The sequence below is a fragment of the Streptococcus vulneris genome (assembly GCF_019218685.1).
GTDB classification, from domain to species: domain Bacteria; phylum Bacillota; class Bacilli; order Lactobacillales; family Streptococcaceae; genus Streptococcus; species Streptococcus vulneris.
This window is the reverse complement of sequence record NZ_JAHUZC010000004.1, coordinates 101472-124648: the sequence shown is the minus strand read 5'-3', so window position 1 is coordinate 124648 and position 23177 is coordinate 101472. Positions and strand designations below refer to the sequence as shown.

Genomic DNA, 23177 nt, shown 5'->3' with positions numbered 1-23177 from the left:
GAACATGAAAAAGAAAGCATTTGGTATTGTGTTGCTTATTTTGGCGGCTTTAATATTATTACAAGGAAATTTTGGAATCCCTTCATTCGGTGGGCAAATTTGGCCCTTGCTTGGTATTACATTTTTTGCCTATCAATCAGTTGGAGCTTTGTTGCGTCGTCACTTAACTTCAGCCTCTTTTACAGCTCTAGTAGCCTTAATGATTGCTAATCATTTTTATGACATTTTACCGATTCCAAATCAGTCATTGTTCTGGGCTAGTATTTTAATCGTAATGGGTGTCAGCGCACTCACTCATTCTAACAGGACTTGGAACGGGAAAAAATGGTGGTATGATGGTAAAAAGACCATTCTAACAGATAAGGAAGTTGCTTTTGGTACAGGGACTTTCTACAAGCAAGAGCAAGAATTGGTAGAGGATCAAGTAGAAGTTGGTTTTGGAAATGCCAAGATTTATTATGACAATGCAGAGATGTTGGGAGAAAGCGCAACCTTGAAGATAGAAGTCGGATTTGGGAATGCGGTTATCTATGTTCCTCAACATTGGAGAGTTGATTTAAAGGTGGAAACTTTCTGTGGCGTAGCCAAGGCAGATACTCCTCTAGCCCCAACCAGCAAAACCTTGATTATCCGTGGAGATGTGGCCTTTGGGAAGTTGGGAATTGTCTACGTTAAATAAAAAAATCTTTCAATCCCCTTGCCAAAACAGAGAAAGTGTGATAACATAATACAGTATGTGGTGCTAGCACATCCGCTATATTAGATCTAATAGGAGGAAAACACAATGGCTAAAGTATGTTACTTTACAGGTCGTAAGACTGTATCAGGAAACAACCGTTCACACGCGATGAACCAAACAAAACGTGCCGTAAAACCAAACCTTCAAAAAGTTACTGTTCTTATCGATGGTAAACCTAAAAAAGTTTGGGCTTCAGCTCGTGCTTTGAAATCAGGTAAAGTTGAACGCGTTTAATAATAAAAGCAAAGGAGACCTTAGGGTCTTTTTTCTTTTATTGTAGGAGTAAAATCATTTGAAAAATAGAGTAAATATCCGCTGATACAGTATTCTGCTTTTACACTTGGGCTGAAATATGATAAAATAGAGTATCAACTAGTTGAGGTAAAAAGGATGACTGTAAAAATTAATACAAAAGATGGTCAAATCGAACTAACAGATGAAGTGATTGCAACCGTCGTAGGTGGGGCAGCAACTGAAATTTTTGGTGTGGTCGGTATGGCTAGTAAAAATGCCCTCAAAGATAATTTCCAAGCCCTTCTAGGTAAGGAAAATTATTCCAAAGGTGTCGTCGTAAAAGCGGCCGAAGATGGCAGTATTGCAGTTGATGTATATACCGTGTTGAGCTACGGAACAAAGATTAGCGAAGTGTCAAAAAACATTCAAGAGCGTGTTCGATTTAGTTTGGAAAACCAACTTGGAATTACCGCTCAGACTGTAAATGTCTACATTCAAAATATCAAAGTTGTAGGAGAATAACCGTGTCAAAAATTACTACTAGCTTATTTCAAGAAATGGTGCAGGCTGCATCAACTCGTTTGAATAAGCAAGCTGAATATGTCAATTCATTAAACGTCTTTCCAGTTCCAGATGGAGATACTGGAACAAACATGGGAATGACCATTGAAAATGGTGCTAAGGAAGTTGCAGACAAACCAGCTTCTACAGTTGGAGAGGTAGCGAGCATTCTTGCCAAGGGTCTTTTGATGGGCGCGCGTGGGAACTCAGGAGTTATTACGTCTCAGCTTTTCCGTGGATTTTCACAAGCCATCAAGGATAAAGACGAGTTAACAGGTCAAGACTTGGCCCTTGCCTTCCAATCAGGTGTGGAAGTTGCCTATAAGGCAGTTATGAAACCAGTTGAAGGAACGATTTTAACAGTTTCTCGTGGGGCTGCTATCGGTGCTAAGAAAAAAGCTGAGCAGACAGATGACGCTGTTGAAGTCATGCGTGCAGCCTTAGAAGGTGCTAAAACAGCTCTAGCTAAAACGCCAGACATGCTTCCAGTATTGAAAGAAGTTGGCGTTGTGGATTCAGGTGGTCAAGGACTGGTCTTCATCTATGAAGGTTTCCTTTCAGCCCTTACTGGTGAATATATTGCATCTGAGGACTTTGTAGCGACTCCGGCCAACATGAGTGAAATGATCAATGCTGAACATCATAAGTCTGTAGCTGGTCACGTAGCGACTGAGGACATCACCTTTGGTTACTGTACTGAAATCATGGTAGCTCTTAAGCAAGGTCCAACCTATGCCAAAGATTTTGACTACGACGAATTCCGTAACTACTTGAATGAACTCGGGGATTCTCTCCTTGTTGTCAATGATGATGAAATTGTCAAAGTCCATGTCCATACAGAAGATCCAGGACTTGTTATGCAAGAAGGTCTCAAATATGGTAGCTTGGTCAAGGTAAAAGTTGACAATATGCGTAACCAACACGAAGCACAGGTTGAGAAAGAAGCTGCTCAAGTTAGCAAACCAGCTGAAGAAAAAGAGTATGCTTTGATTGCTGTAGTGGCTGGTAAAGGTCTAGCAGATATCTTCCGTTCTCAAGGTGTGGATTATGTTATCGAAGGCGGTCAAACTATGAACCCTTCAACAGAAGACTTTATCAAGGCTGTTGAACAGGTCAACGCTCGTAACATCATCTTCCTACCAAACAACAAGAATATTTTCATGGCAGCTCAATCTGCAGCAGAAGTTTTGGAGCAACCAGCAGTAGTGGTAGAGGCTCGTACTCTTCCTCAAGGTTTGACAAGTCTTCTTGCCTTTGATCCAAGCAAGTCTATCGAAGAAAACCAAGAACGTATGACTGCAGCCCTCAGCGATGTCGTTAGTGGAAGCGTCACAACAGCCGTTCGTGATACAACCATTGATGGCTTAGAAATCCATGAAAACGATAATCTTGGTATGGTGGATGGGAAAATCCTCGTGTCAAACCCTGACATGCACCAAACCTTGACAGAAACATTGAAACATATGTTGGATGAAGACAGTGAAATCGTAACCTTCTATGTCGGTGAAGACGGAAGCGAAGAACTTGCTAATGAAATTGCCCAAGAAATCGCAGAAGAATTCGAAGACGTTGAAGTAGAGATTCACCAAGGCCAACAACCGGTTTACCCATACCTATTTAGTGTGGAATAAAAATTTAATAGATTAAAAAGAAAGTTGATTTTGCAACTTTCTTTTTTTATGACATTTGTCATATCTCTTCATGACAGAAGCTTCTATCTCCGCTAACTTCAAAGGACTATAATTGGAGTATGAAATGGAGGAAGAAGAGATGAAGAATAAAATGATTGTCGCAATGAGTTTAGTAGTAGCAGGAGTCATGACTTATCTCATGTTTTCAGGATTGGATGAAGGCTTCTATCATTTTCCTTGGGAGTTGTTTGCAGGATTTGGCATGATGTCTTGGCTTATCCGAGAAGGCTTGAAATTGGTCTCAGATGTGAAAAAGGAGTTTGAAAAATGAAAAAAGCGATTCTCTATCTTTTTATTGGACTATCACTAGTGGTATGGTTGGTAGAAATGTTTACAGGTTGGTTTGATCAAGTCTTCCTTCACCAATTCATCCGTGGTGCCTGGGGATTAGGATTTATGATTTTTATCGCCTTTCCGATGGGAAAGGAGTGGCTGAAAGGAGAATATCATGAACATGATTAAGGTAGAAAGCTTAAATAAAAACATCAAGGGCAAGGCTATTTTGAAGGATATTTCCTTTGAGGTAGCTGAAGGTGAATGCGTCGCCTTGATTGGGCACAATGGTGCTGGGAAGACCACACTCTTGGACTGTCTGCTTGGAGATAAACTGGTCACAAGCGGTCAAGTATCCATCCAAGGCTTGTCAGTGATGAGTTCTCAGTTAGACTATATTAGAGGTTATCTGCCTCAAGAAAATGTCATCGTTCAGAAATTAAAGGTCAAAGAGTTGATTGCTTTCTTTCAAAGCACTTACCCAAATCCCTTGAGCAACCAGGAAATCGATCAACTATTGCAGTTTGACCAGCAACAGAAAGAGCAATTCGCAGAAAAATTGTCAGGCGGGCAAAAGCGTCTCTTCTCTTTTGTCTTGACCTTGATTGGGCGACCAAAGCTTGTCTTTTTAGATGAACCAACTGCTGCCATGGATACTTCAACTCGTCAACGCTTTTGGGAAATTGTTCAGGAACTAAAAGCTAAGGGAGTTACCATTCTCTATTCCTCCCATTATATCGAAGAGGTAGAGCATACAGCGGACCGAATCTTGGTCTTGAATAAGGGAGAGTTGATTCGCGATACAACACCTCTAGCCATGCGTAGTGAGGAGATTGAAAAGCACTTTATCCTTCCTCTAGCATACAAGGAAGTCATTGAGCAGTCTAACTTGGTTGAAAACTGGTCACAAAAACAAGATGCTTTGCAAGTAGTTACACGTGAAGCGGATGCTTTTTGGCAACTGTTAGTGCAAGCAGGATGTAGGATTCAAGAAATTGAAGTCAATAATCGTAGCTTGTTGGATACAATCTTTGAAGAAACACAAAAGGGAGATAACTAAGATGAAACAATGGATAGCATTAAATAAGATAGAATTTCTATTGACCAAACGACAATTAGTCTATTATCTGTTATCCGTAGGGATGCCGACAGCCTTCTATTTATTCTTTTCAGGTATGTACCAGGACACACCAGATGGACCGGCTAATTTTATGCGCGACTACCTCATCTCCATGACGGCTTTTTCCATGATGTCGACAGCTATCTTTTCATTCCCAGTTGTTTTACATACCGACAAGATCAACAACTGGCAGAAAATATTACGTCATAGCCCTGTAAATATGGTAGAATATTATCTATCAAAGATAACAAGTATGTTGGTTGATTATTTGGTCTCAATCCTGGTTGTTTTCTCAGTTGGGCACTTGGTCAGAGGTGTGGATATGTCTCTTGGAAATTGGATTGGGGCGGCTCTCTTGCTGATTTTGGGAAGTATTGCATTTGTAGCACTTGGCTTGACCTTGACTCTCTTACCAACTAGTCAGCTGATGTCTGTCGTGGGCAATCTTCTCTATCTAGGCTTGGCTGTTTTAGGTGGACTCTGGATGCCCATCTCTTTATTTCCAGACTGGATGCAAGCAATCGGGAAGTGCCTACCAACTTATCAGTTGATGGAGTTGCTCAAGACCTTCTTAAACGAGGGTAGCATTAATCTATCAGCCACAGTTTATCTACTTGTTTTTTCAGCAGTTTTATTTGGTTTGACCATTTACCTTCAAGGTCATAAGGAGAATTCTTAATGCTTGAAAGACTGAAAAGTATAGATTATATGTATTGGGCCAGTTTGATTTTTATGGTTTTTTCCATCATTCCTGTAGTGACTGGGGAGCTTCCTGTCTGGCATTTATTGATTGATATTCTATTTGTAGTGGCGTATTTGGGTGTTTTAATAACTAAGAACCAGCGTCTTTCTTGGCTTTTCTGGGGAATCATGCTGGTCTATGTAGCTGGCTATACTGCCTTTGTTGCTGCGAATTATATCTGGTTCTTCTTTTTCCTTTCCAATCTCTTAATTTATCATTTCGGTATACGTAGTTTAAAGTCTTTACATGTCTGGACTTTTCTCCTTACTCAAGTGTTTGTTGTAGGGCAACTGTTGATTATTCAGAAAGTTGAAGTTGAGTTTCTATTCTATCTACTTGGGATTCTCACTTTTATCGATTTAATGACTTTTGGCTTGGTTCGGATTCGTATTGTGGAGGATTTGAAAGAAGCACAGGCTAAGCAAAATGCCCAGATAAATCTATTGCTTGCTGAAAATGAACGCAGTCGTATCGGTCAGGATTTGCATGATAGTCTGGGGCATACCTTTGCTATGCTGAGTGTCAAAACGGATCTCGCCTTGCAGTTATTTCAGATGGAGGCTTATCCACAGGTGGAGAAGGAATTAAAAGAAATTCAGCAGATAAGCAAGGATTCCATGAATGAAGTACGAACTATTGTGGAAAATCTGAAGTCACGGACCTTAGCTTCAGAACTTGAAACTGTCAAAAAGATGCTAGAAATTGCTGGCATTGAGGTTCAAGTTGACAATCACTTGGACAAGGCTAGCTTGACCCAGGATATGGAGTCCACGGCTGCTATGATTTTATTAGAACTGGCAACCAATATCATCAAGCATGCTAAAGCGTCTAAAGCTTACTTAAGATTAGAACGGACAGAGAAAGAACTCCTTTTAACAGTAAGAGATGATGGTTGTGGTTTTACTTCAATAAAAGGGAATGAGCTCCATACAGTTCGAGATCGTGTCCTTCCATTTTCAGGAGAGGTAAATGTAATTAGTCAAAAACAACTGACAGAAGTTCAGGTTCGACTAGCTTATAAGGAGAGAATGTAGATGAAAGTATTAGTCGCAGAAGATCAAAGTATGTTGCGAGATGCTATGTGTCAATTGCTCACGCTTCAACCGGATGTGGAGTCTGTTCTTCAAGTCAAGAATGGGCAGGAAGCAATCCAACTATTAGAAAAGGAGTCTGTTGATATCGCCATCCTTGACGTAGAAATGCCTGTTAAGACAGGTCTTGAAGTCTTGGAGTGGATACGAGCAGAAAAGCTTGAAACAAAGGTAGTTGTAGTGACGACCTTCAAGCGTCCTGAGTATTTTGAACGTGCGGTCAAGGCTGGAGTAGATGCTTATGTATTAAAAGAAAGAAGCATTGCAGACCTCATGCATACCTTGCACACTGTCCTCGAAGGACGTAAGGAGTATTCACCTGAATTGATGGAAGTGGTGATGACGCATCCCAATCCATTAACAGAGCAAGAAATCGCAGTTTTAAAGGGAATCGCTCAGGGCTTCTCTAACCAAGAAATTGCAGATCAACTTTATCTATCCAATGGAACAGTCCGAAACTATGTCACCAATATTCTTTCGAAACTAGATGCAGGTAATCGAACAGAGGCAGCTAATATCGCGAAAGAATCTGGTTGGTTGTGATACTATCATAACTCGAAAACCATTATGTGCTAAAATTGATGGGATTGAATGGAACAATACTAACTTTAGGAGGGTGGGATTCCTCCTTTTTCTTTTTTGGGGGAGCACTATAAAAGAGCTAAAATTAACAATAAAAAAGAAAAACATCTTGACAATGAGGTGAAAATTTTGTTACAATAATAGACGGTACTTTTTACTTTTGGTCTCTCAAGAGTGTACAGGGACGTGCTGACAAATGTTGCAAAAGTACACACAGATGATAGCTGTCACCAAGTGTATCATCACCAAAAATAAAAAAACACAGGAGAATGTAGATGCCTACAATTAACCAATTGGTTCGCAAACCGCGTAAATCAAAAGTAGAAAAATCTAAATCACCAGCTTTGAACGTTGGTTACAACAGTCATAAAAAAGTTCAAACAAACGTTTCTTCACCACAAAAACGTGGTGTTGCAACTCGTGTTGGAACAATGACACCTAAAAAACCTAACTCAGCCCTTCGTAAATTCGCTCGTGTACGTTTGAGCAACCTTATCGAAGTTACTGCCTACATCCCAGGTATCGGACACAACTTGCAAGAGCACAGCGTGGTGCTTCTTCGCGGTGGACGTGTAAAAGACCTTCCAGGGGTACGTTACCATATCGTCCGTGGTGCACTTGATACTGCAGGTGTTAACGATCGTAAACAAGGCCGTTCTAAATACGGTACTAAACGTCCAAAAGCATAAGGAAAGGGGATAAAGAGAAATGAGTCGTAAAAATAGAGCTCCAAAACGTGACGTATTGCCAGATCCGCTTTACAATTCACAATTAGTTACTCGTCTTATCAACCGCGTTATGCTTGACGGTAAACGTGGTACAGCTGCTTCAATCGTTTACGGTGCTTTTGAGCAAATCAAAGAAGCTACTGGCAACGATGCACTTGAAGTATTTGAAACAGCTATGGAAAACATCATGCCTGTACTTGAAGTACGTGCACGTCGTGTTGGTGGTTCTAACTACCAAGTCCCAGTTGAAGTTCGTCCAGAACGTCGTACAACACTTGGACTTCGTTGGTTGGTAACAATCGCTCGTCTTCGTGGTGAACACACAATGCAAGACCGTCTTGCAAAAGAAATCTTGGATGCTGCTAACAACACTGGTGCAGCTGTTAAGAAACGTGAAGACACTCACCGTATGGCTGAAGCTAACCGTGCATTCGCACACTTCCGTTGGTAAGATAGGATGCGAAAGCGTTAAGAAAGTCCCAGAAAAAATAGGGAATCAAAGCAGGTTGCGATTGCAACAAATGAGATTCATCTTTTTCTCCAGACTTTTAGCTTGAGCTCAACTATATCATGATGCTAGGAACGGTAAGGATGCAAGGTGAAAATAGGAAACTGACGCAGTATTCGATGAATACAAGGAAGTTTATCTTTTTCACACAGCATCCCGTTCCAGCTCAAATCGGCTAACTAACTTTAGCCCGAGTTCAATTCAACTTGTAAATCTACAAGTTGAAACCAACAATAGCATGAAAACATTGAGAACGGGTAGGTCCTGCCTATCCGTTTTTATTAAAATCGTGTTATAATAGAATAGAAATCAAAAATAAATAGGAGAAACAAACCTCATGGCACGCGAATTTTCACTTGAAAAAACTCGTAATATCGGTATCATGGCTCACGTCGATGCTGGTAAAACAACAACTACTGAGCGTATTCTTTACTACACTGGTAAAATCCACAAAATCGGTGAAACTCACGAAGGTGCGTCACAAATGGACTGGATGGAGCAAGAGCAAGAGCGTGGTATCACTATCACATCTGCTGCGACAACAGCTCAATGGAACAACCACCGCGTAAACATTATCGACACACCAGGACACGTGGACTTCACAATCGAAGTACAACGTTCTCTTCGTGTATTGGATGGTGCGGTTACCGTTCTTGACTCACAATCAGGTGTTGAGCCTCAAACTGAAACAGTTTGGCGTCAAGCAACTGAGTATGGAGTTCCACGTATCGTATTTGCTAACAAAATGGACAAAATCGGTGCTGACTTCCTTTACTCAGTAAGCACACTTCACGATCGTCTTCAAGCAAATGCACATCCAATTCAATTGCCAATCGGTTCTGAAGATGACTTCCGTGGTATCATCGACTTGATCAAGATGAAAGCTGAAATCTATACTAACGACCTTGGTACAGATATCCTTGAAGAAGACATCCCAGCTGAATACCTTGACCAAGCTCAAGAATACCGTGAAAAATTGATCGAAGCAGTTGCTGAAACTGACGAAGAATTGATGATGAAATACCTCGAAGGTGAAGAAATTACTAACGAAGAATTGAAAGCTGGTATCCGTAAAGCGACTATCAACGTTGAATTCTTCCCAGTATTGTGTGGTTCTGCCTTCAAGAACAAAGGTGTTCAATTGATGCTTGATGCTGTTATTGACTACCTTCCAAGCCCACTTGACATCCCAGCAATCAAAGGTATCAACCCAGATACAGACGAAGAAGAAACTCGTCCAGCATCTGACGAAGAGCCATTTGCAGCTCTTGCCTTCAAGATCATGACTGACCCATTCGTAGGTCGTTTGACATTCTTCCGTGTTTACTCAGGTGTTCTTCAATCAGGTTCATACGTATTGAACACTTCTAAAGGTAAACGTGAACGTATCGGACGTATCCTTCAAATGCACGCTAACAGCCGTCAAGAAATTGACACTGTTTACTCAGGTGATATCGCTGCTGCCGTTGGTTTGAAAGATACTACAACTGGTGACTCATTGACAGATGAAAAAGCTAAAATCATCCTTGAGTCAATCAACGTTCCAGAACCAGTTATCCAATTGATGGTTGAGCCAAAATCTAAAGCTGACCAAGACAAGATGGGTATCGCCCTTCAAAAATTGGCTGAAGAAGATCCAACATTCCGCGTTGAAACAAACGTTGAAACTGGTGAAACAGTTATCTCAGGTATGGGTGAGCTTCACCTTGATGTCCTTGTTGACCGTATGCGTCGTGAGTTCAAAGTTGAAGCAAACGTAGGTGCTCCTCAAGTATCTTACCGTGAAACATTCCGCGCTTCTACTCAAGCACGTGGATTCTTCAAACGTCAGTCTGGTGGTAAAGGTCAATTCGGTGATGTATGGATTGAATTTACTCCAAATGAAGAAGGTAAAGGATTTGAATTCGAAAACGCAATCGTCGGTGGTGTGGTTCCTCGCGAATTTATCCCAGCGGTTGAAAAAGGTTTGGTAGAATCTATGGCTAACGGTGTTCTTGCAGGTTACCCAATGGTTGACGTTAAAGCTAAGCTTTACGATGGTTCATACCACGATGTCGACTCATCTGAAACTGCCTTCAAGATCGCGGCTTCACTTGCTCTTAAAGAAGCTGCTAAATCAGCACAACCAGCTATCCTTGAGCCAATGATGCTTGTAACAATCACTGTTCCAGAAGAAAACCTTGGTGATGTTATGGGTCACGTAACTGCTCGTCGTGGACGTGTAGATGGTATGGAAGCACACGGTAACAGCCAAATCGTTCGTGCTTACGTTCCACTTGCTGAAATGTTCGGTTACGCAACAGTTCTTCGTTCTGCATCTCAAGGACGTGGTACATTCATGATGGTATTTGACCACTACGAAGATGTACCTAAGTCAGTACAAGAAGAAATCATTAAGAAAAACAAAGGTGAAGACTAATCAGTCCTCGCTATAGAAGGAAGTCACTTAGTGGCTTCCTTTTTTGTATAGTTCCGATAAATTTTATAGATTCTGAAAATATGAACTCATAAAAATTTACATATAAAAATGAGTTAAAGAAATTTGCGGAAGAAATATATAAATAGAAATAAGTTGAAAAAGAATATAAATTACCTTTTAAAACTTATAAAAACAATAATAATATTCATAAATAAACGTTAAAATAGAAAATTCAGAAAATTTCTTCTTTTCTCTTGAAAAATTTTGAAAAAATGGTATGATAGTAACAAGTTATTTTTAAGAGAAGAGAAAGGGGAACAATGGAGAAAATCAGTTTAGAATCTCCTAAGACGGGGTCGGACCTAGTTTTGGAAACACTTCGTGATTTAGGAATTGATACCATCTTTGGTTATCCTGGTGGTGCAGTCTTGCCTTTTTATGATGCGATATATAATTTTAAAGGCATTCGCCACATTCTAGGACGCCATGAGCAAGGTTGTCTGCATGAAGCTGAAGGTTATGCCAAATCAACTGGAAAGTTGGGTGTTGCCGTCGTCACTAGCGGACCAGGAGCAACAAATGCCATTACAGGGATTGCGGATGCCATGAGCGATAGTGTTCCCCTTTTGGTCTTTACAGGTCAGGTTGCGCGAGCAGGGATTGGGAAGGATGCTTTTCAAGAGGCAGACATTGTGGGAATTACCATGCCAATCACTAAGTACAATTACCAAGTTCGTGAGACAGCTGATATTCCTCGTATCATTACGGAAGCTGTCCATATCGCAACTACAGGTCGCCCAGGGCCAGTCGTAATTGACCTACCTAAAGACGTATCTGCATTAGAAACAGACTTCATTTATTCACCAGAAGTGAACCTACCAAGCTATCAGCCGACTCTTGAACCAAATGATATGCAAATCAAGAAAATCTTGAAGCAATTATCCAAGGCTAAAAAACCAGTCTTACTAGCTGGTGGTGGGATTAGCTATGCTGAAGCAGCTGCAGAATTAAATGAATTTGCAGAACGCTATCAAATTCCAGTGGTAACCAGCCTTTTGGGACAAGGAACGATTGCAACGAGTCATCCACTCTTCCTTGGAATGGGGGGGATGCACGGATCATTTGCAGCTAATATTGCCATGACAGAAGCTGATTTTATGATTAGTATTGGTTGCCGTTTTGATGACCGCTTGACGGGGAATCCTAAGACTTTCGCTAAGAATGCCAAGGTTGCTCACATTGATATTGATCCAGCTGAGATTGGTAAGATTATCAGTGCAGATATTCCTGTAGTTGGAGATGCTAAGAAAGCTTTGCAAATGTTGCTGGCAGAACCGATAGTTCATAACAATACTGAAAAATGGATTGAAAAAGTCACTAAAGACAAGAACCGTGTTCGTTCTTATGACAAGAAAGAGCGTGTGGTTCAGCCGCAAGCTGTTATTGAACGCATCGGTGAGTTGACGAATGGTGATGCCATTGTGGTAACAGACGTTGGTCAACACCAAATGTGGACAGCTCAGTATTATCCTTACCAAAATGAACGTCAGTTAGTGACTTCAGGTGGTTTGGGAACCATGGGATTCGGAATTCCAGCAGCAATCGGTGCTAAAATTGCTAACCCAGATAAGGAAGTAGTCTTGTTCGTTGGGGATGGTGGTTTCCAAATGACCAACCAAGAATTGGCTATTTTGAACATTTACAAGGTGCCAATCAAGGTGGTTATGCTGAATAACCACTCACTTGGAATGGTTCGCCAGTGGCAGGAATCCTTCTATGAAGGTAGAACGTCTGAGTCGGTCTTTGATACCCTTCCTGATTTCCAATTGATGGCACAGGCTTATGGTATTAAAAACTATAAGTTTGACAATCCTGAGACCTTGGCTCAAGACCTTGAAGTCATCACTGAGGATGTTCCTATGCTAATCGAGGTGGATATTTCTCGTAAGGAACAGGTGCTACCAATGGTACCAGCTGGTAAGAGTAATCATGAGATGTTGGGGGTGAAGTTCCATGCGTAGAATGTTAACAGCAAAACTACAAAATCGTTCAGGAGTCCTCAATCGCTTTACCGGTGTCCTGTCTCGTCGTCAGGTTAATATCGAAAGTATCTCTGTTGGAGCAACAGAAGATCCGAATGTATCGCGTATCACCATTATTATTGATGTTGCTTCTCACGATGAGGTGGAGCAAATCATCAAGCAGCTCAATCGTCAGATTGATGTGATTCGCATTCGAGATATTACAGACAAGCCTCATTTGGAGCGCGAGGTAATTTTGGTTAAGATGTCAGCACCAGCAGAGAAGCGTGCTGAGATTCTAGCGATTATTCAACCTTTCCGCGCAACAGTGGTAGACGTAGCACCAAGCTCGATTACCATTCAGATGACAGGAAATGCTGAAAAGAGTGAAGCTTTATTGCGAGTCATTCGACCATACGGTATTCGCAATATTGCTCGAACTGGTGCAACTGGATTTACCCGCGATTAAAAATCTAACTTAAATTTGTTAAACCAGCCTAAAAGGCAATAAATAATAGAAAAGAGAGAAAAACTATGGCAGTTCAAATGGAATATGAAAAAGATGTTAAAGTAGCAGCACTTGACGGTAAAAAAATCGCCGTTATTGGTTATGGTTCGCAAGGACATGCGCATGCTCAAAACTTGCGTGATTCTGGTCGCGATGTCATCATCGGTGTACGTCCAGGTAAATCTTTTGACAAAGCAAAAGAAGATGGATTTGACACTTACACAGTAGCAGAAGCAACTAAATTGGCTGATGTTATCATGATTTTGGCACCAGACGAAATCCAACAAGAATTGTACGAAGCAGAAATCGCTCCAAACTTGGAAGCTGGAAATGCAGTTGGATTTGCCCATGGTTTCAACATTCACTTTGAATTTATCAAAGTTCCTGCAGATGTAGATGTCTTCATGTGTGCTCCTAAAGGACCAGGACACTTGGTACGCCGTACTTATGAAGAAGGATTTGGTGTGCCAGCTCTTTACGCAGTTTATCAAGATGCAACAGGAAATGCTAAAAACATTGCTATGGACTGGTGTAAAGGTGTTGGGGCAGCTCGTGTAGGTCTTCTTGAAACAACTTATAAAGAAGAAACTGAAGAAGATTTGTTTGGTGAACAAGCTGTACTTTGTGGTGGTTTGACTGCCCTTATCGAAGCAGGTTTCGAAGTCTTGACAGAAGCAGGTTACGCTCCAGAATTGGCTTACTTTGAAGTTCTTCACGAAATGAAATTGATTGTTGACTTGATTTACGAAGGTGGCTTCAAGAAAATGCGTCAATCAATTTCAAACACTGCTGAGTACGGTGACTATGTATCAGGTTCACGTGTAATCACTGAGCAAGTTAAAGAAAACATGAAAGCTGTCTTGGCGGACATCCAAAATGGTAAATTTGCGAATGACTTTGTGAATGATTATAAAGCTGGACGTCCAAAATTGACTGCTTACCGTGAACAAGCAGCTAACCTTGAAATTGAAAAAGTTGGTGCAGAATTGCGTAAAGCAATGCCATTCGTTGGTAAAAACGACGATGATGCATTCAAAATCTACAACTAATTGATAGAAATTAAGGTGAAGGCGAGTTGGGGGGACCTAACTCGCTTTTATAATCAATTCAGCTTTCTTTTAAGAAGATGGATTGAGATAAGTATGAAATAGTCTAGGAGAAAAAGATGTTAAGTTCAAAAGATATCATCAAGGCTCATAAGGTCTTGAATGGTGTGGTTGTGAATACACCGCTGGATTACGACCATTATTTATCGGAGAAGTATGGTGCTAAGATTTATTTGAAAAAAGAAAATGCCCAACGTGTTCGCTCTTTTAAAATTCGTGGTGCCTATTATGCCATTTCCCAGCTCAGCAAGGAAGAACGTGAGCGTGGGGTAGTCTGCGCTTCTGCGGGGAATCATGCGCAGGGAGTTGCCTATACTTGCAATGAAATGAAGATTCCTGCTACTATTTTTATGCCAATTACTACTCCGCAACAAAAAATTGGACAAGTTCGCTTTTTTGGTGGGGATTTCGTAACCATTAAACTAGTTGGAGATACCTTTGATGCCTCAGCTAAAGCAGCTCAAGAATTTACAGTCTCTGAAAACCGTACCTTTATTGATCCCTTTGATGATGCCCATGTTCAAGCTGGTCAAGGGACAGTTGCTTATGAGATTTTAGAAGAAGCTCGAAAAGAATCAATTGATTTCGATGCTGTTTTAGTCCCTGTTGGAGGCGGAGGTCTCATTGCTGGAGTTTCGACTTATATCAAGGAAACAAGTCCAGAGATTGAAGTCATTGGGGTAGAGGCTAATGGAGCTCGTTCCATGAAGGCTGCCTTTGAAGCTGGTGGACCAGTCAAACTCAAAGAAATTGACAAATTTGCAGATGGGATTGCTGTACAAAAGGTAGGTCAATTGACCTATGAAGCAACTCGTCAATATGTTCAAACCTTAGTAGGTGTCGATGAGGGATTGATTTCTGAAACCTTGATTGACCTTTACTCTAAGCAAGGGATTGTCGCAGAACCTGCTGGAGCGGCTAGTATCGCCTCTTTAGAGGTTTTAGCTGAATATATCAAGGGGAAAACCATTTGTTGTATCATTTCTGGAGGAAATAATGATATCAACCGTATGCCGGAAATGGAAGAGCGTGCCTTGATTTATGATGGGATCAAGCATTACTTTGTGGTTAATTTTCCACAGCGTCCGGGGGCTTTGCGTGAGTTTGTAAATGATATCTTGGGGCCAAATGATGATATCACACGTTTTGAGTATATCAAACGAGCTAGCAAGGGGACAGGCCCAGTATTGATTGGGATTGCCTTGGCAGATAAGCATGATTATGCAGGCTTGATTCGTCGAATGGAAGGTTTTGATCCATCTTATATTAACTTAAATGGTAATGAAACGCTCTATAATATGCTTGTCTGAGGACTAATAAAAAAATATCATATTATTTGCACAACTGATGTATAGGTGCTATAATGAAGGTGAAGAAAGGGGGCGATTCCTATGGACTTAGGAAATCGATTAGGCTATTTCTATCACAAGTCATTATAGTACCTATTATTTTTTGATTCAGTTTATAGTAAGGGAGTAAAATTACTTGTTATATATATGGAGTATTTTTAGAATCCACTATTTTATATATGTCTAATCTGAAATTTGGTTAAATATAATAGGAATTAGAAAAAATAATCAATACTAATGAGAAGCTTTATACTGAGTTAACTGAGAAGAGTGATAAGATACTAAGAAGATAAAAACAGTGGAAGATGTTGGAAGATAAGATACTATGGTTTCCTAACTACTCATCTTTTTATAGGTTTGAAGAAATAAAAAGGAATATTGATAAAGTAAATAAATAGTACCAGTTGAGCAAGTGAAAAGTGCTTATAAAGGCAGGAAGAATATCAAAGAAGGAGAAGAGAAATAATAGTTAGTAATAGTGTGGAGAGAAAGTCTTCTGCTATTAGAAATATCATTTTAAAGTTAGGTAAATAGAATAAAGTTGAAGATAAAACCTGTCTAATCTATCAAGAATTGGTATTTGTAAAGTATGAATATTTTTACAAATAAAAGAGTTAATAATACAATTATTTTAAAGGTGTTTACTAATGGTTTATAGTAATTAAAAACCTATATATTACCGGCTTTAATAAGATAGTAACAGAAAAATAAATCATTAATTTTATTGAATATATGTTTTTTTATTGACAAAAGGCATAAAAACGTATACAATTAAATATCGTAAAGAAGAAAATAGGAGAAGGACATGGCTAAGTCAAACTTTGAAAAAGTAGAATCAGTTGTTGGCTGGGTTCGTGATAAGAAGATCACAGGCTACCGTATCTCTAAAGAAACGAATGCGCGTGAAATGTCTATCATTGCTCTAGCGCAGGGGCGTGCAAAAGTAAAAAATATTTCGTTTGAAACAGCTCTAGGTTTAATTGATTTCTATGATAAAAATCATGAAAAATTTGAAGATTAATCTTTGGATAATGGCGGATTCTTGAATAGGGTCTGCCTTTTCATTTTTTGGCTAGTAAAAAGACTGCACGGTTGATGCAGCCTTTTCTTTTTATTTGAGATAGCGTTGAAGGAATTCTTTTGTACGGTCTTCTTTAGGATTGGTGAAGAGGTCTTCTGGTTTGCCTTCTTCAGCAATCACACCTTTATCCATAAAGATAACACGGTGAGAGACATCACGGGCAAATTCCATCTCGTGAGTTACGACAATCATAGTCAAGCCTTCCTGAGCCAGATCTTGCATGATTTTGAGGACTTCTCCAACCATTTCTGGATCGAGAGCTGATGTTGGTTCATCAAAGAGAATGGCGTCCGGATTCATTGAAAGAGCGCGAGCGATGGCCACACGTTGTTTTTGACCACCTGAGAGTTGTTTTGGTTTGGCTTGCCAGTAGCGTTCTCCCATGCCGACCTTTTCCAAGTTTTCTTTGGCAATCTTTTCAGCTTCTGTTCGTTCACGTTTAAGGACAGTTGTCTGAGCGACGATTGTATTTTCAAGCACGTTGAGATTTTCAAAGAGGTTAAAGGATTGGAAAACCATTCCCAACTTTTCACGGTATTGTGTGAGGTCATAGCCTTTTTCGAGGACGTTTTGTCCATGATAAAGGATTTGTCCATCAGTTGGTGTTTCAAGTAGGTTAATGGAGCGTAGGAAAGTCGATTTCCCGCTTCCAGAGCTTCCGATGATAGAGATAACCTCTCCCTTGTGGACAGTGAGTGAAATGTCTTTTAACACTTCGTTTTGACCATAGGATTTTTTGAGGTGTTTAATTTCAAGGATTGCTTGTGTCATTATTTCAAATCCTCCGTTTGCATTTGGTTAGCACCTGTAGTATAGGTATCCATGTCCATGCGACGTTCGATGAAGCGTAGGATACGTGTTACGGTGAAGGTGAGGACAAAGTAAATCACGGCGATGATTGTAAATGTCTGGAAGTATTGATAGGTTTGAGTTGCCACGGTATTTCCTGAGAAATAAAGTTCGACAACCGAGATAACGTTCAATACAGATGTATCTTTGATATTGATGACAAATTCATTACCCGTTGCTGGTAGGATGTTACGGACTACCTGAGGGAGGACAATCTTACGCATGGTTTGGTTATGAGTCATACCGAGTGCAGTTGCGGCTTCAAATTGTCCCTTGTCAACTGCTAGGATACCACCACGGACGATTTCAGTCATGTAGGCACCGGTGTTGATCGAAACGATGAAGATAGCAGCTAGTGTACGGTCAAGGTTGATACCGAAAGCTTGGGCAGTTCCATAGTAGATAACCATTGATTGAACGATCATTGGTGTACCACGGAAAATTTCGATATAGACATTGAGGATCCAGCTGACTAGTTTTTGTAGGCCGTAAATGACTTTGTTTTCAGAGAGAGGAGCAGTACGGAAGACACCAATGGCAAGTCCAATAATGAGACCTGTGATGGTTCCGACGATAGAGATTAAAAGAGTGATACCAGCACCACGCAAGAGTTGTTGCCAGTTTTCAGAAAGAATTTTAGCAACTTGGCTAAAGAAACTACTGCTAGTCTCTTCAGATGTTGTAGCTTCGGCAGGTTGTTCCTTGATCATACGATCCATCAAGGCAACTTGATCGTCTTTTGAAATGGTTTCAATGCTGGCATTGATTTGGCTAATACGATTGTCATCTTTACGAAGTCCAATGGCAATAGCTGTATCTTCTTCCCCCGTTTTGAAACCTGGTTCTACTTGAACCATCTTGAACTTAGAGTTAGCAGCTTCAGCAGTCAGTGCTTCTGGGCGTTCAGAAACATAAGCATCAATGACACCAGCCTCAAGAGCTTGGCGCATTTGAGCGAAGTCTCCCATGGCAGTTTCTTTTTTAGCACCTGGGATTTGTGCAATCAAGTCATAAAGATAGACACCTTGTTGAGAAGTGATTTTCGCACCATTAAAGTCATCCAAAGATTTTGCATTTGCGTAGGCAGAATCTTTTTTGACTAGTAGAACTGGTTCGCTAGTGTAGTAACTGCTCGAAAAAGCAATTTCTTGTTTGCGTTCGGCAGTTGGACTCATACCTGCGATAATCATGTCAATCTTACCAGAAGTAAGGGCAGGAACTAGACCTTCCCACTTTGTTTTAACAACCAAAGGTTCTTTACCTAAGTCCTTAGCGATTTTCTTGGCGATTTGAACATCGTATCCATTGGCATACTGATTGGTTCCATCGATTTTGACAGCTCCATTGCTATCATCGTCCTGGGTCCAGTTAAAGGGGGCATATGCCGCTTCCATCCCGATGCGTAAATATTCATCAGCCTGAGCAACATTGACAAGTCCCAGCATCAGCAAGAGACTTGTGAAAATAGATAAGTATATTTTTCTCATGATTTCTCCTATTTCTAATCTATTAAAAAATAACTGTCTCCTATTTTATCGAAAAAAACTCTATTTTTCAATATAGGTAAGCCCTTACTTGAGAAAAAATGATATAATAATAGCAAAGATAAAAAGGGGGCTTAGTTGATGAAAAAAACTTTTTTCTTACTGGTGTTAGGCTTGTTTTGCCTTCTTCCACTCTCTGTTTTTGCCATTGATTTCAAGATAAACTCTTACCAAGGGGATTTGTATATTCATGCAGACAATACGGCAGAATTTAGACAGAAGATAGTTTACCAGTTTGAGGAGGACTTTAAGGGTCAAATTGTGGGACTTGGACGTGCTGGCAAGATGCCTAGCGGATTTGACATTGATCCTCATCCAAAGGTTCAGGCCGCGAAAAACGGTGCTGAACTGACAGATGTTACTAGCGAAGTGATAGAAGGAGCAGATGGTTATACTGTTAAAGTTTATAATCCAGGTCAAGAAGGCGACACAGTTGAAGTTGACCTCGTCTGGAACTTAAAGAATTTGCTTTTCCTATATGATGATATTGCTGAAGTAAATTGGCAACCTCTGACAGATAGTTCAGGGGCTATTGGAAAGTTTGAATTTCATGTAAGGGGAGACAAGGGGGCTGAAAAACTCTTTTTCCATACAGGGAAACTTTTTAGAGAGGGAACAGTTGAAAAGAGTAACCTTGATTATACTATCCGTTTAGACAATCTTCCGGCTAAGCGTGGAGTTGAATTGCATGCCTATTGGCCTCGAACTGATTTTGCTAGCGCTAGGGATCAGGGCTTGAAAGGGAATCGTTTAGAAGAATTTAATAAGATAGAAGACTCGATTTTTAAAGAAAAAGAGCAAAGTAAACAACTCGTTACCTGGGTCTTCCCTTTGATACTTTCTATCTCCTTGTTATTAAGTGTCTGTTTCTATTTTATTTATAGAAGAAAGACCGCTCCTTCGGTCAAATATGGCAAAAATCATCGTATCTATGAACCACCAATGGAATTAGAGCCTATGGTTTTATCAGAAGCAGTCTACTCGACCTCCTTGGAGGAAGTGAGTCCCTTGGTCAAGGGAGCTGGAAAATTTACCTTTGATCAACTTATTCAAGCTACCTTGCTAGATGTGATAGACCGTGGGAATGTCTCTATCATTTCAGAAGGAGATGCAGTTGGTTTGAGGCTAGTAAAAGAAGATGGTTTGTCAAGCTTTGAGAAAGACTGTCTAAATCTGGCTTTTTCAGGCAAAAAAGAAGAGATTCTTTCCAATTTGTTTGCGGATTACAAGGTATCTGATAGTCTTTATCGTAGAGCAAAAGCCTCTGATGAAAAACGGATTCAAGCAAGAGGGCTTCAACTCAAATCTTCTTTTGAAGAAGTATTGAACCAGATGCAAGAAGGAGTGAGAAATCGAGTTTCTTTCTGGGGGCTTCCGGATTATTATCGTCCCTTGAATGGTGGAGAAAAGGCCTTGCAAGTGGGGATGGGACTCTCTACTATCCTACCCCTATTTATCGGATTTGGTTTGTTCTTGTACAGTTTGGATGTTTATGGCTATCTTTTCCTCCCCTTGCCTATACTTGGTTTTCTAGGTTTGGTTTTGGCTGTTTTCTATTATTGGAAGCTTCGGCTAGATAATCGTGATGGTGTCCTAAATGAAGCAGGAGCAGAAGTCTACTATCTCTGGACCAGTTTTGAAAATATGTTGCGTGAGATTGCACGATTGGATCAGGCTGAATTGGAAAGTATTGTGGTCTGGAATCGCCTCTTGGTCTATGCGACCTTATTTGGCTATGCAGACAAGGTCAGTCATTTGATGAAGGTTCATCATATTCAAGTGGAAAATCCAGATATCAACCTCTATGTAGCTTATGGCTGGCACAGTATGTTTTATCATTCAAGCGCGCAAATGAGCCATTATGCAAATGTCGCAAATACAGCAAGTACCTACTCTGTATCTTCTGGAAGTGGAAGTTCTGGCGGTGGTTTCTCTGGAGGCGGAGGTGGCGGCAGTATCGGCGCCTTTTAAAGAGAGCTATCACTGGCTGAAAAAATATGCTATAATGGAAGATAGAAAAAGGAGTAATCTATGTATCTTATTGAAATTTTAAAATCTATCTTCTTCGGTATTGTTGAAGGAATTACGGAATGGTTGCCGATTTCCAGTACAGGTCACTTGATTTTAGCAGAGGAGTTTATCCAATACCAAAATCAGAATGAATCTTTTATGTCCATGTTTAATGTCGTGATTCAGCTTGGTGCGATTTTAGCGGTTATGGTGATTTACTTTAACAAGCTCAATCCTTTCAAACCGACTAAGGATAAGCAGGAAGTTCGTAAGACTTGGAGACTGTGGTTGAAGGTCTTGGTTGCCACTTTACCTTTGCTTGCCGTCTTTAAATTTGATGATTGGTTTGATACTCACTTCCATAATATGGTTTCAGTTGCTCTCATGTTGATTATTTATGGGATTGCCTTTATCTATTTGGAAAAGCGAAATAAAGCTCGTGCTATCGAGCCAAGTGTAACAGAGTTGGATAAGCTTCCTTATACGACAGCCTTCTATATCGGCCTCTTCCAAGTTCTTGCCCTTTTACCGGGAACCAGTCGTTCTGGGGCAACGATTGTCGGTGGTTTGTTGAATGGAACGAGTCGTTCTGTTGTGACAGAATTTACCTTCTATTTAGGGATTCCTGTTATGTTTGGAGCCAGTGCCTTAAAGATTTTCAAATTTGTGAAAGCAGGACAACTCTTGGACTTTGGGCAATTGTTCTTGCTCTTGGTTGCGATGGGAGTAGCTTTTGCAGTCAGCATGGTGGCTATTCGCTTTTTGACTAGCTATGTGAAAAAACACGACTTTACCCTTTTCGGTAAATACCGTATTGTACTCGGTAGCGTCTTGCTACTGTATAGCTTTGTCCGTTTATTTGTATAAGAAAAACCTTGAAGGGTCAACTCTTCAAGGTTTTAAAATCCAGTCACGGTAATCCCCAGCAGGCGGACACCTCTTTCTTTCTCGCTTAATTCTTCATAGAGTTGCAGGGCTATTTGGCTTATTTGACTAGCATCCTGTGTTTTTTGAGCCAGACTTTTTCGTTTGGTAAGAGTTGAAAAGTCTTCGTAGCGGATTTTCATAATGACAATTTTTCCAGCTTTTTCTTGTTGACTGAGATTGAGAGCGACTCTTTCTGATAGGAGAGTCAGCTCTTTTTTGATGTCTTCCTCGGCACGGAGAATCTTCCCGTAGGTTTTCTCCTTCCCGATTGATTTACGGATGCGATTGGATTTGACTGGAGAGTTGTGAATGCCACGAGCCTTTCGATACAGGTCATAGCCCAGTCTGCCAAAGCGGTCTATTAGGGTCACTTCAGGGACGTCAAGTAAATCAGCTCCAGTAAAAATACCCATTTGATGAAGTCGTTCCACCGTCTTTTTTCCTACTCCATGAAACTTGGAAATATCCATTTGTTTGAGAAAATCCTCAGCTTGGTCAGGTAGAATCACTGTCAAACCATGTGGTTTTTGATAATCACTGGCCATTTTAGCTAAGAATTTATTGTAGGAAACACCGGCAGAAGCAGTTAGATGAAGTTCCTGCCAGATATCCTCTTGAATGAGGCGAGCAATTTTGACCGCTGACTTGATACCGAGTTTATTTTCTGTTACATCCAAATAGGCTTCGTCAATACTCATAGGTTCAATCAAATCTGTATAGCGCTTAAAGATAGTTCGAATCTGGAATCCCACAGACTTGTATTTTTCATAATTCCCTGAGATAAAGACGGCCTGGGGGCAACGCTCATAGGCTTCCTTGGAACTCATGGCTGAATGGACACCAAAAGCGCGCGCCTCATAGCTACAAGTGGACACGACACCACGCCCACCTGTTTGCCGAGGGTCACTGCCGATAATGACAGGTTTTCCTCTGAGTTTAGGATTATCTCTGATTTCCACCGCAGCAAAAAAGGCATCCATGTCAATATGGATGATCTTTCTTGATAAATCATTTAACAAAGGAAAAATCAACATGCCTAGCACCTTTTTTACAGCTTATTTTCTTTTATTATACCCTTTTTTCTGAAAAAAAGA

At 40.5% G+C, this 23177-nt stretch carries 23 protein-coding genes; 20 read left to right on the top strand and 3 right to left on the bottom strand.

The genetic code is table 11. The features are described from left to right. Positions 1–4: 4 nt before the first annotated feature. From KUA57_RS04705 to KUA57_RS04620, 18 genes are all read left to right on the top strand, one after another. On the top strand, positions 5–679 hold the full coding sequence (locus KUA57_RS04705) for a LiaF transmembrane domain-containing protein (RefSeq protein WP_218493731.1): 675 nt from the start codon (positions 5–7) through the stop codon (positions 677–679). 105 nt (positions 680–784) lie between these two features. Further along, on the top strand, positions 785–973 hold the full coding sequence (gene rpmB, locus KUA57_RS04700) for a 50S ribosomal protein L28 (RefSeq protein ID WP_001140948.1): 189 nt from the start codon (positions 785–787) through the stop codon (positions 971–973). A 156-nt stretch (positions 974–1129) separates the two neighbouring features. Then, complete coding sequence (locus KUA57_RS04695) at positions 1130–1495, top strand: Asp23/Gls24 family envelope stress response protein (protein WP_000216437.1); 366 nt, start codon at positions 1130–1132, stop codon at positions 1493–1495. 2 nt (positions 1496–1497) lie between these two features. After that, positions 1498–3165: a DAK2 domain-containing protein gene (locus KUA57_RS04690; RefSeq protein WP_000036655.1), complete on the top strand. Its 1668-nt coding sequence runs from the start codon at positions 1498–1500 to the stop codon at positions 3163–3165. A 124-nt stretch (positions 3166–3289) separates the two neighbouring features. Then, a complete protein-coding gene (locus KUA57_RS04685; protein WP_181146373.1) occupies positions 3290–3496 on the top strand; it encodes a hypothetical protein in 207 nt (68 codons plus the stop codon). After that, positions 3493–3687: a hypothetical protein gene (locus KUA57_RS04680; protein WP_125409137.1), complete on the top strand. Its 195-nt coding sequence runs from the start codon at positions 3493–3495 to the stop codon at positions 3685–3687. Before KUA57_RS04685 ends, KUA57_RS04680 begins: the two co-directional genes overlap by 4 nt. Beyond that, positions 3674–4558: an ABC transporter ATP-binding protein gene (locus tag KUA57_RS04675; RefSeq protein ID WP_125409139.1), complete on the top strand. Its 885-nt coding sequence runs from the start codon at positions 3674–3676 to the stop codon at positions 4556–4558. The genes KUA57_RS04680 and KUA57_RS04675 overlap by 14 nt, the downstream gene beginning before the upstream one ends. Before the next feature lies 1 nt (position 4559). Next, a complete protein-coding gene (locus KUA57_RS04670) occupies positions 4560–5297 on the top strand; it encodes an ABC transporter permease (RefSeq protein ID WP_218493730.1) in 738 nt (245 codons plus the stop codon). Next, positions 5297–6394, top strand: a complete 1098-nt coding sequence (locus tag KUA57_RS04665; protein ID WP_218493729.1) for a sensor histidine kinase — start codon at positions 5297–5299, stop codon at positions 6392–6394. The genes KUA57_RS04670 and KUA57_RS04665 overlap by 1 nt, the downstream gene beginning before the upstream one ends. Further along, positions 6395–6994 carry a response regulator transcription factor gene (locus KUA57_RS04660; RefSeq protein ID WP_218493728.1) on the top strand — a complete coding sequence of 200 codons (600 nt, stop codon included), beginning with the start codon at positions 6395–6397 and terminating at the stop codon, positions 6992–6994. It begins immediately after the preceding gene. A gap of 314 nt (positions 6995–7308) precedes the next feature. Continuing rightward, entirely contained in the window at positions 7309–7722 is a 414-nt protein-coding gene (rpsL, locus tag KUA57_RS04655; protein WP_001142332.1) for a 30S ribosomal protein S12, read from the top strand. A 19-nt stretch (positions 7723–7741) separates the two neighbouring features. Then, positions 7742–8212: a 30S ribosomal protein S7 gene (gene rpsG / locus KUA57_RS04650; protein WP_000087873.1), complete on the top strand. Its 471-nt coding sequence runs from the start codon at positions 7742–7744 to the stop codon at positions 8210–8212. A 394-nt stretch (positions 8213–8606) separates the two neighbouring features. Beyond that, positions 8607–10688, top strand: coding sequence for an elongation factor G (gene fusA / locus KUA57_RS04645; RefSeq protein ID WP_000090348.1), 2082 nt, complete (start codon positions 8607–8609; stop codon positions 10686–10688). A gap of 320 nt (positions 10689–11008) precedes the next feature. Then, complete coding sequence (locus KUA57_RS04640) at positions 11009–12709, top strand: acetolactate synthase large subunit (RefSeq protein ID WP_218493727.1); 1701 nt, start codon at positions 11009–11011, stop codon at positions 12707–12709. Continuing rightward, complete coding sequence (gene ilvN / locus KUA57_RS04635) at positions 12702–13178, top strand: acetolactate synthase small subunit (protein ID WP_001253803.1); 477 nt, start codon at positions 12702–12704, stop codon at positions 13176–13178. Before KUA57_RS04640 ends, ilvN begins: the two co-directional genes overlap by 8 nt. Positions 13179–13243: 65 nt before the next feature. Continuing rightward, positions 13244–14266, top strand: a complete 1023-nt coding sequence (gene ilvC, locus KUA57_RS04630; RefSeq protein ID WP_049487445.1) for a ketol-acid reductoisomerase — start codon at positions 13244–13246, stop codon at positions 14264–14266. Positions 14267–14382: 116 nt separating this feature from the next. Continuing rightward, entirely contained in the window at positions 14383–15633 is a 1251-nt protein-coding gene (gene ilvA, locus KUA57_RS04625; RefSeq protein ID WP_004256769.1) for a threonine ammonia-lyase IlvA, read from the top strand. A gap of 844 nt (positions 15634–16477) precedes the next feature. After that, on the top strand, positions 16478–16693 hold the full coding sequence (locus KUA57_RS04620; RefSeq protein ID WP_001130035.1) for a capsule biosynthesis transcriptional regulator: 216 nt from the start codon (positions 16478–16480) through the stop codon (positions 16691–16693). A gap of 90 nt (positions 16694–16783) precedes the next feature. Here KUA57_RS04620 and KUA57_RS04615 read toward each other — a convergent pair whose 3' ends face one another. Further along, complete coding sequence (locus KUA57_RS04615) at positions 16784–17524, bottom strand: amino acid ABC transporter ATP-binding protein (protein ID WP_000189477.1); 741 nt, start codon at positions 17522–17524, stop codon at positions 16784–16786. Next, entirely contained in the window at positions 17524–19089 is a 1566-nt protein-coding gene (locus KUA57_RS04610; RefSeq protein ID WP_218493726.1) for an ABC transporter substrate-binding protein/permease, read from the bottom strand. Before KUA57_RS04610 ends, KUA57_RS04615 begins: the two co-directional genes overlap by 1 nt. Before the next feature lie 138 nt (positions 19090–19227). Between KUA57_RS04610 and KUA57_RS04605 the strand changes: the two genes are divergently transcribed. Together KUA57_RS04605 and KUA57_RS04600 are read left to right on the top strand one after the other, a co-directional pair. Next, the gene (locus KUA57_RS04605; protein WP_218493725.1) at positions 19228–21117 is read left to right on the top strand and encodes a DUF2207 domain-containing protein; all 1890 of its coding nucleotides are present in this window, start codon (positions 19228–19230) and stop codon (positions 21115–21117) included. A 60-nt stretch (positions 21118–21177) separates the two neighbouring features. Next, positions 21178–22023 (top strand): undecaprenyl-diphosphate phosphatase, encoded by an 846-nt coding sequence (locus KUA57_RS04600; RefSeq protein ID WP_218493724.1) that lies wholly within the window; start codon positions 21178–21180, stop codon positions 22021–22023. Positions 22024–22055: 32 nt separating this feature from the next. On the opposite strand, the gene dinB is transcribed toward KUA57_RS04600, so the two are convergent. Further along, a complete protein-coding gene (dinB, locus tag KUA57_RS04595; protein WP_218493723.1) occupies positions 22056–23117 on the bottom strand; it encodes a DNA polymerase IV in 1062 nt (353 codons plus the stop codon). Between the last annotated feature and the right edge of the window lie 60 nt (positions 23118–23177).

Excerpts from the sequence above, each read along its gene's own strand:
- KUA57_RS04705 (WP_218493731.1), top strand. The coding sequence starts at position 5 with ATGAAAAAGAAAGCATTTGGTATTGTGTTGCTTATTTTGGCGGCTTTA.
- rpmB (WP_001140948.1), top strand. The coding sequence starts at position 785 with ATGGCTAAAGTATGTTACTTTACAGGTCGTAAGACTGTATCAGGAAAC.
- KUA57_RS04695 (WP_000216437.1), top strand. The coding sequence starts at position 1,130 with ATGACTGTAAAAATTAATACAAAAGATGGTCAAATCGAACTAACAGAT.
- KUA57_RS04685 (WP_181146373.1), top strand. The coding sequence starts at position 3,290 with ATGGAGGAAGAAGAGATGAAGAATAAAATGATTGTCGCAATGAGTTTA.
- KUA57_RS04680 (WP_125409137.1), top strand. The coding sequence starts at position 3,493 with ATGAAAAAAGCGATTCTCTATCTTTTTATTGGACTATCACTAGTGGTA.
- KUA57_RS04675 (WP_125409139.1), top strand. The coding sequence starts at position 3,674 with ATGAACATGATTAAGGTAGAAAGCTTAAATAAAAACATCAAGGGCAAG.
- KUA57_RS04670 (WP_218493730.1), top strand. The coding sequence starts at position 4,560 with ATGAAACAATGGATAGCATTAAATAAGATAGAATTTCTATTGACCAAA.
- KUA57_RS04665 (WP_218493729.1), top strand. The coding sequence starts at position 5,297 with ATGCTTGAAAGACTGAAAAGTATAGATTATATGTATTGGGCCAGTTTG.
- KUA57_RS04660 (WP_218493728.1), top strand. The coding sequence starts at position 6,395 with ATGAAAGTATTAGTCGCAGAAGATCAAAGTATGTTGCGAGATGCTATG.
- rpsL (WP_001142332.1), top strand. The coding sequence starts at position 7,309 with ATGCCTACAATTAACCAATTGGTTCGCAAACCGCGTAAATCAAAAGTA.
- rpsG (WP_000087873.1), top strand. The coding sequence starts at position 7,742 with ATGAGTCGTAAAAATAGAGCTCCAAAACGTGACGTATTGCCAGATCCG.
- fusA (WP_000090348.1), top strand. The coding sequence starts at position 8,607 with ATGGCACGCGAATTTTCACTTGAAAAAACTCGTAATATCGGTATCATG.
- KUA57_RS04640 (WP_218493727.1), top strand. The coding sequence starts at position 11,009 with ATGGAGAAAATCAGTTTAGAATCTCCTAAGACGGGGTCGGACCTAGTT.
- ilvN (WP_001253803.1), top strand. The coding sequence starts at position 12,702 with ATGCGTAGAATGTTAACAGCAAAACTACAAAATCGTTCAGGAGTCCTC.
- ilvC (WP_049487445.1), top strand. The coding sequence starts at position 13,244 with ATGGCAGTTCAAATGGAATATGAAAAAGATGTTAAAGTAGCAGCACTT.
- ilvA (WP_004256769.1), top strand. The coding sequence starts at position 14,383 with ATGTTAAGTTCAAAAGATATCATCAAGGCTCATAAGGTCTTGAATGGT.
- KUA57_RS04620 (WP_001130035.1), top strand. The coding sequence starts at position 16,478 with ATGGCTAAGTCAAACTTTGAAAAAGTAGAATCAGTTGTTGGCTGGGTT.
- KUA57_RS04615 (WP_000189477.1), bottom strand. The coding sequence starts at position 17,524 with ATGACACAAGCAATCCTTGAAATTAAACACCTCAAAAAATCCTATGGT.
- KUA57_RS04610 (WP_218493726.1), bottom strand. The coding sequence starts at position 19,089 with ATGAGAAAAATATACTTATCTATTTTCACAAGTCTCTTGCTGATGCTG.
- KUA57_RS04605 (WP_218493725.1), top strand. The coding sequence starts at position 19,228 with ATGAAAAAAACTTTTTTCTTACTGGTGTTAGGCTTGTTTTGCCTTCTT.
- KUA57_RS04600 (WP_218493724.1), top strand. The coding sequence starts at position 21,178 with ATGTATCTTATTGAAATTTTAAAATCTATCTTCTTCGGTATTGTTGAA.
- dinB (WP_218493723.1), bottom strand. The coding sequence starts at position 23,117 with ATGTTGATTTTTCCTTTGTTAAATGATTTATCAAGAAAGATCATCCAT.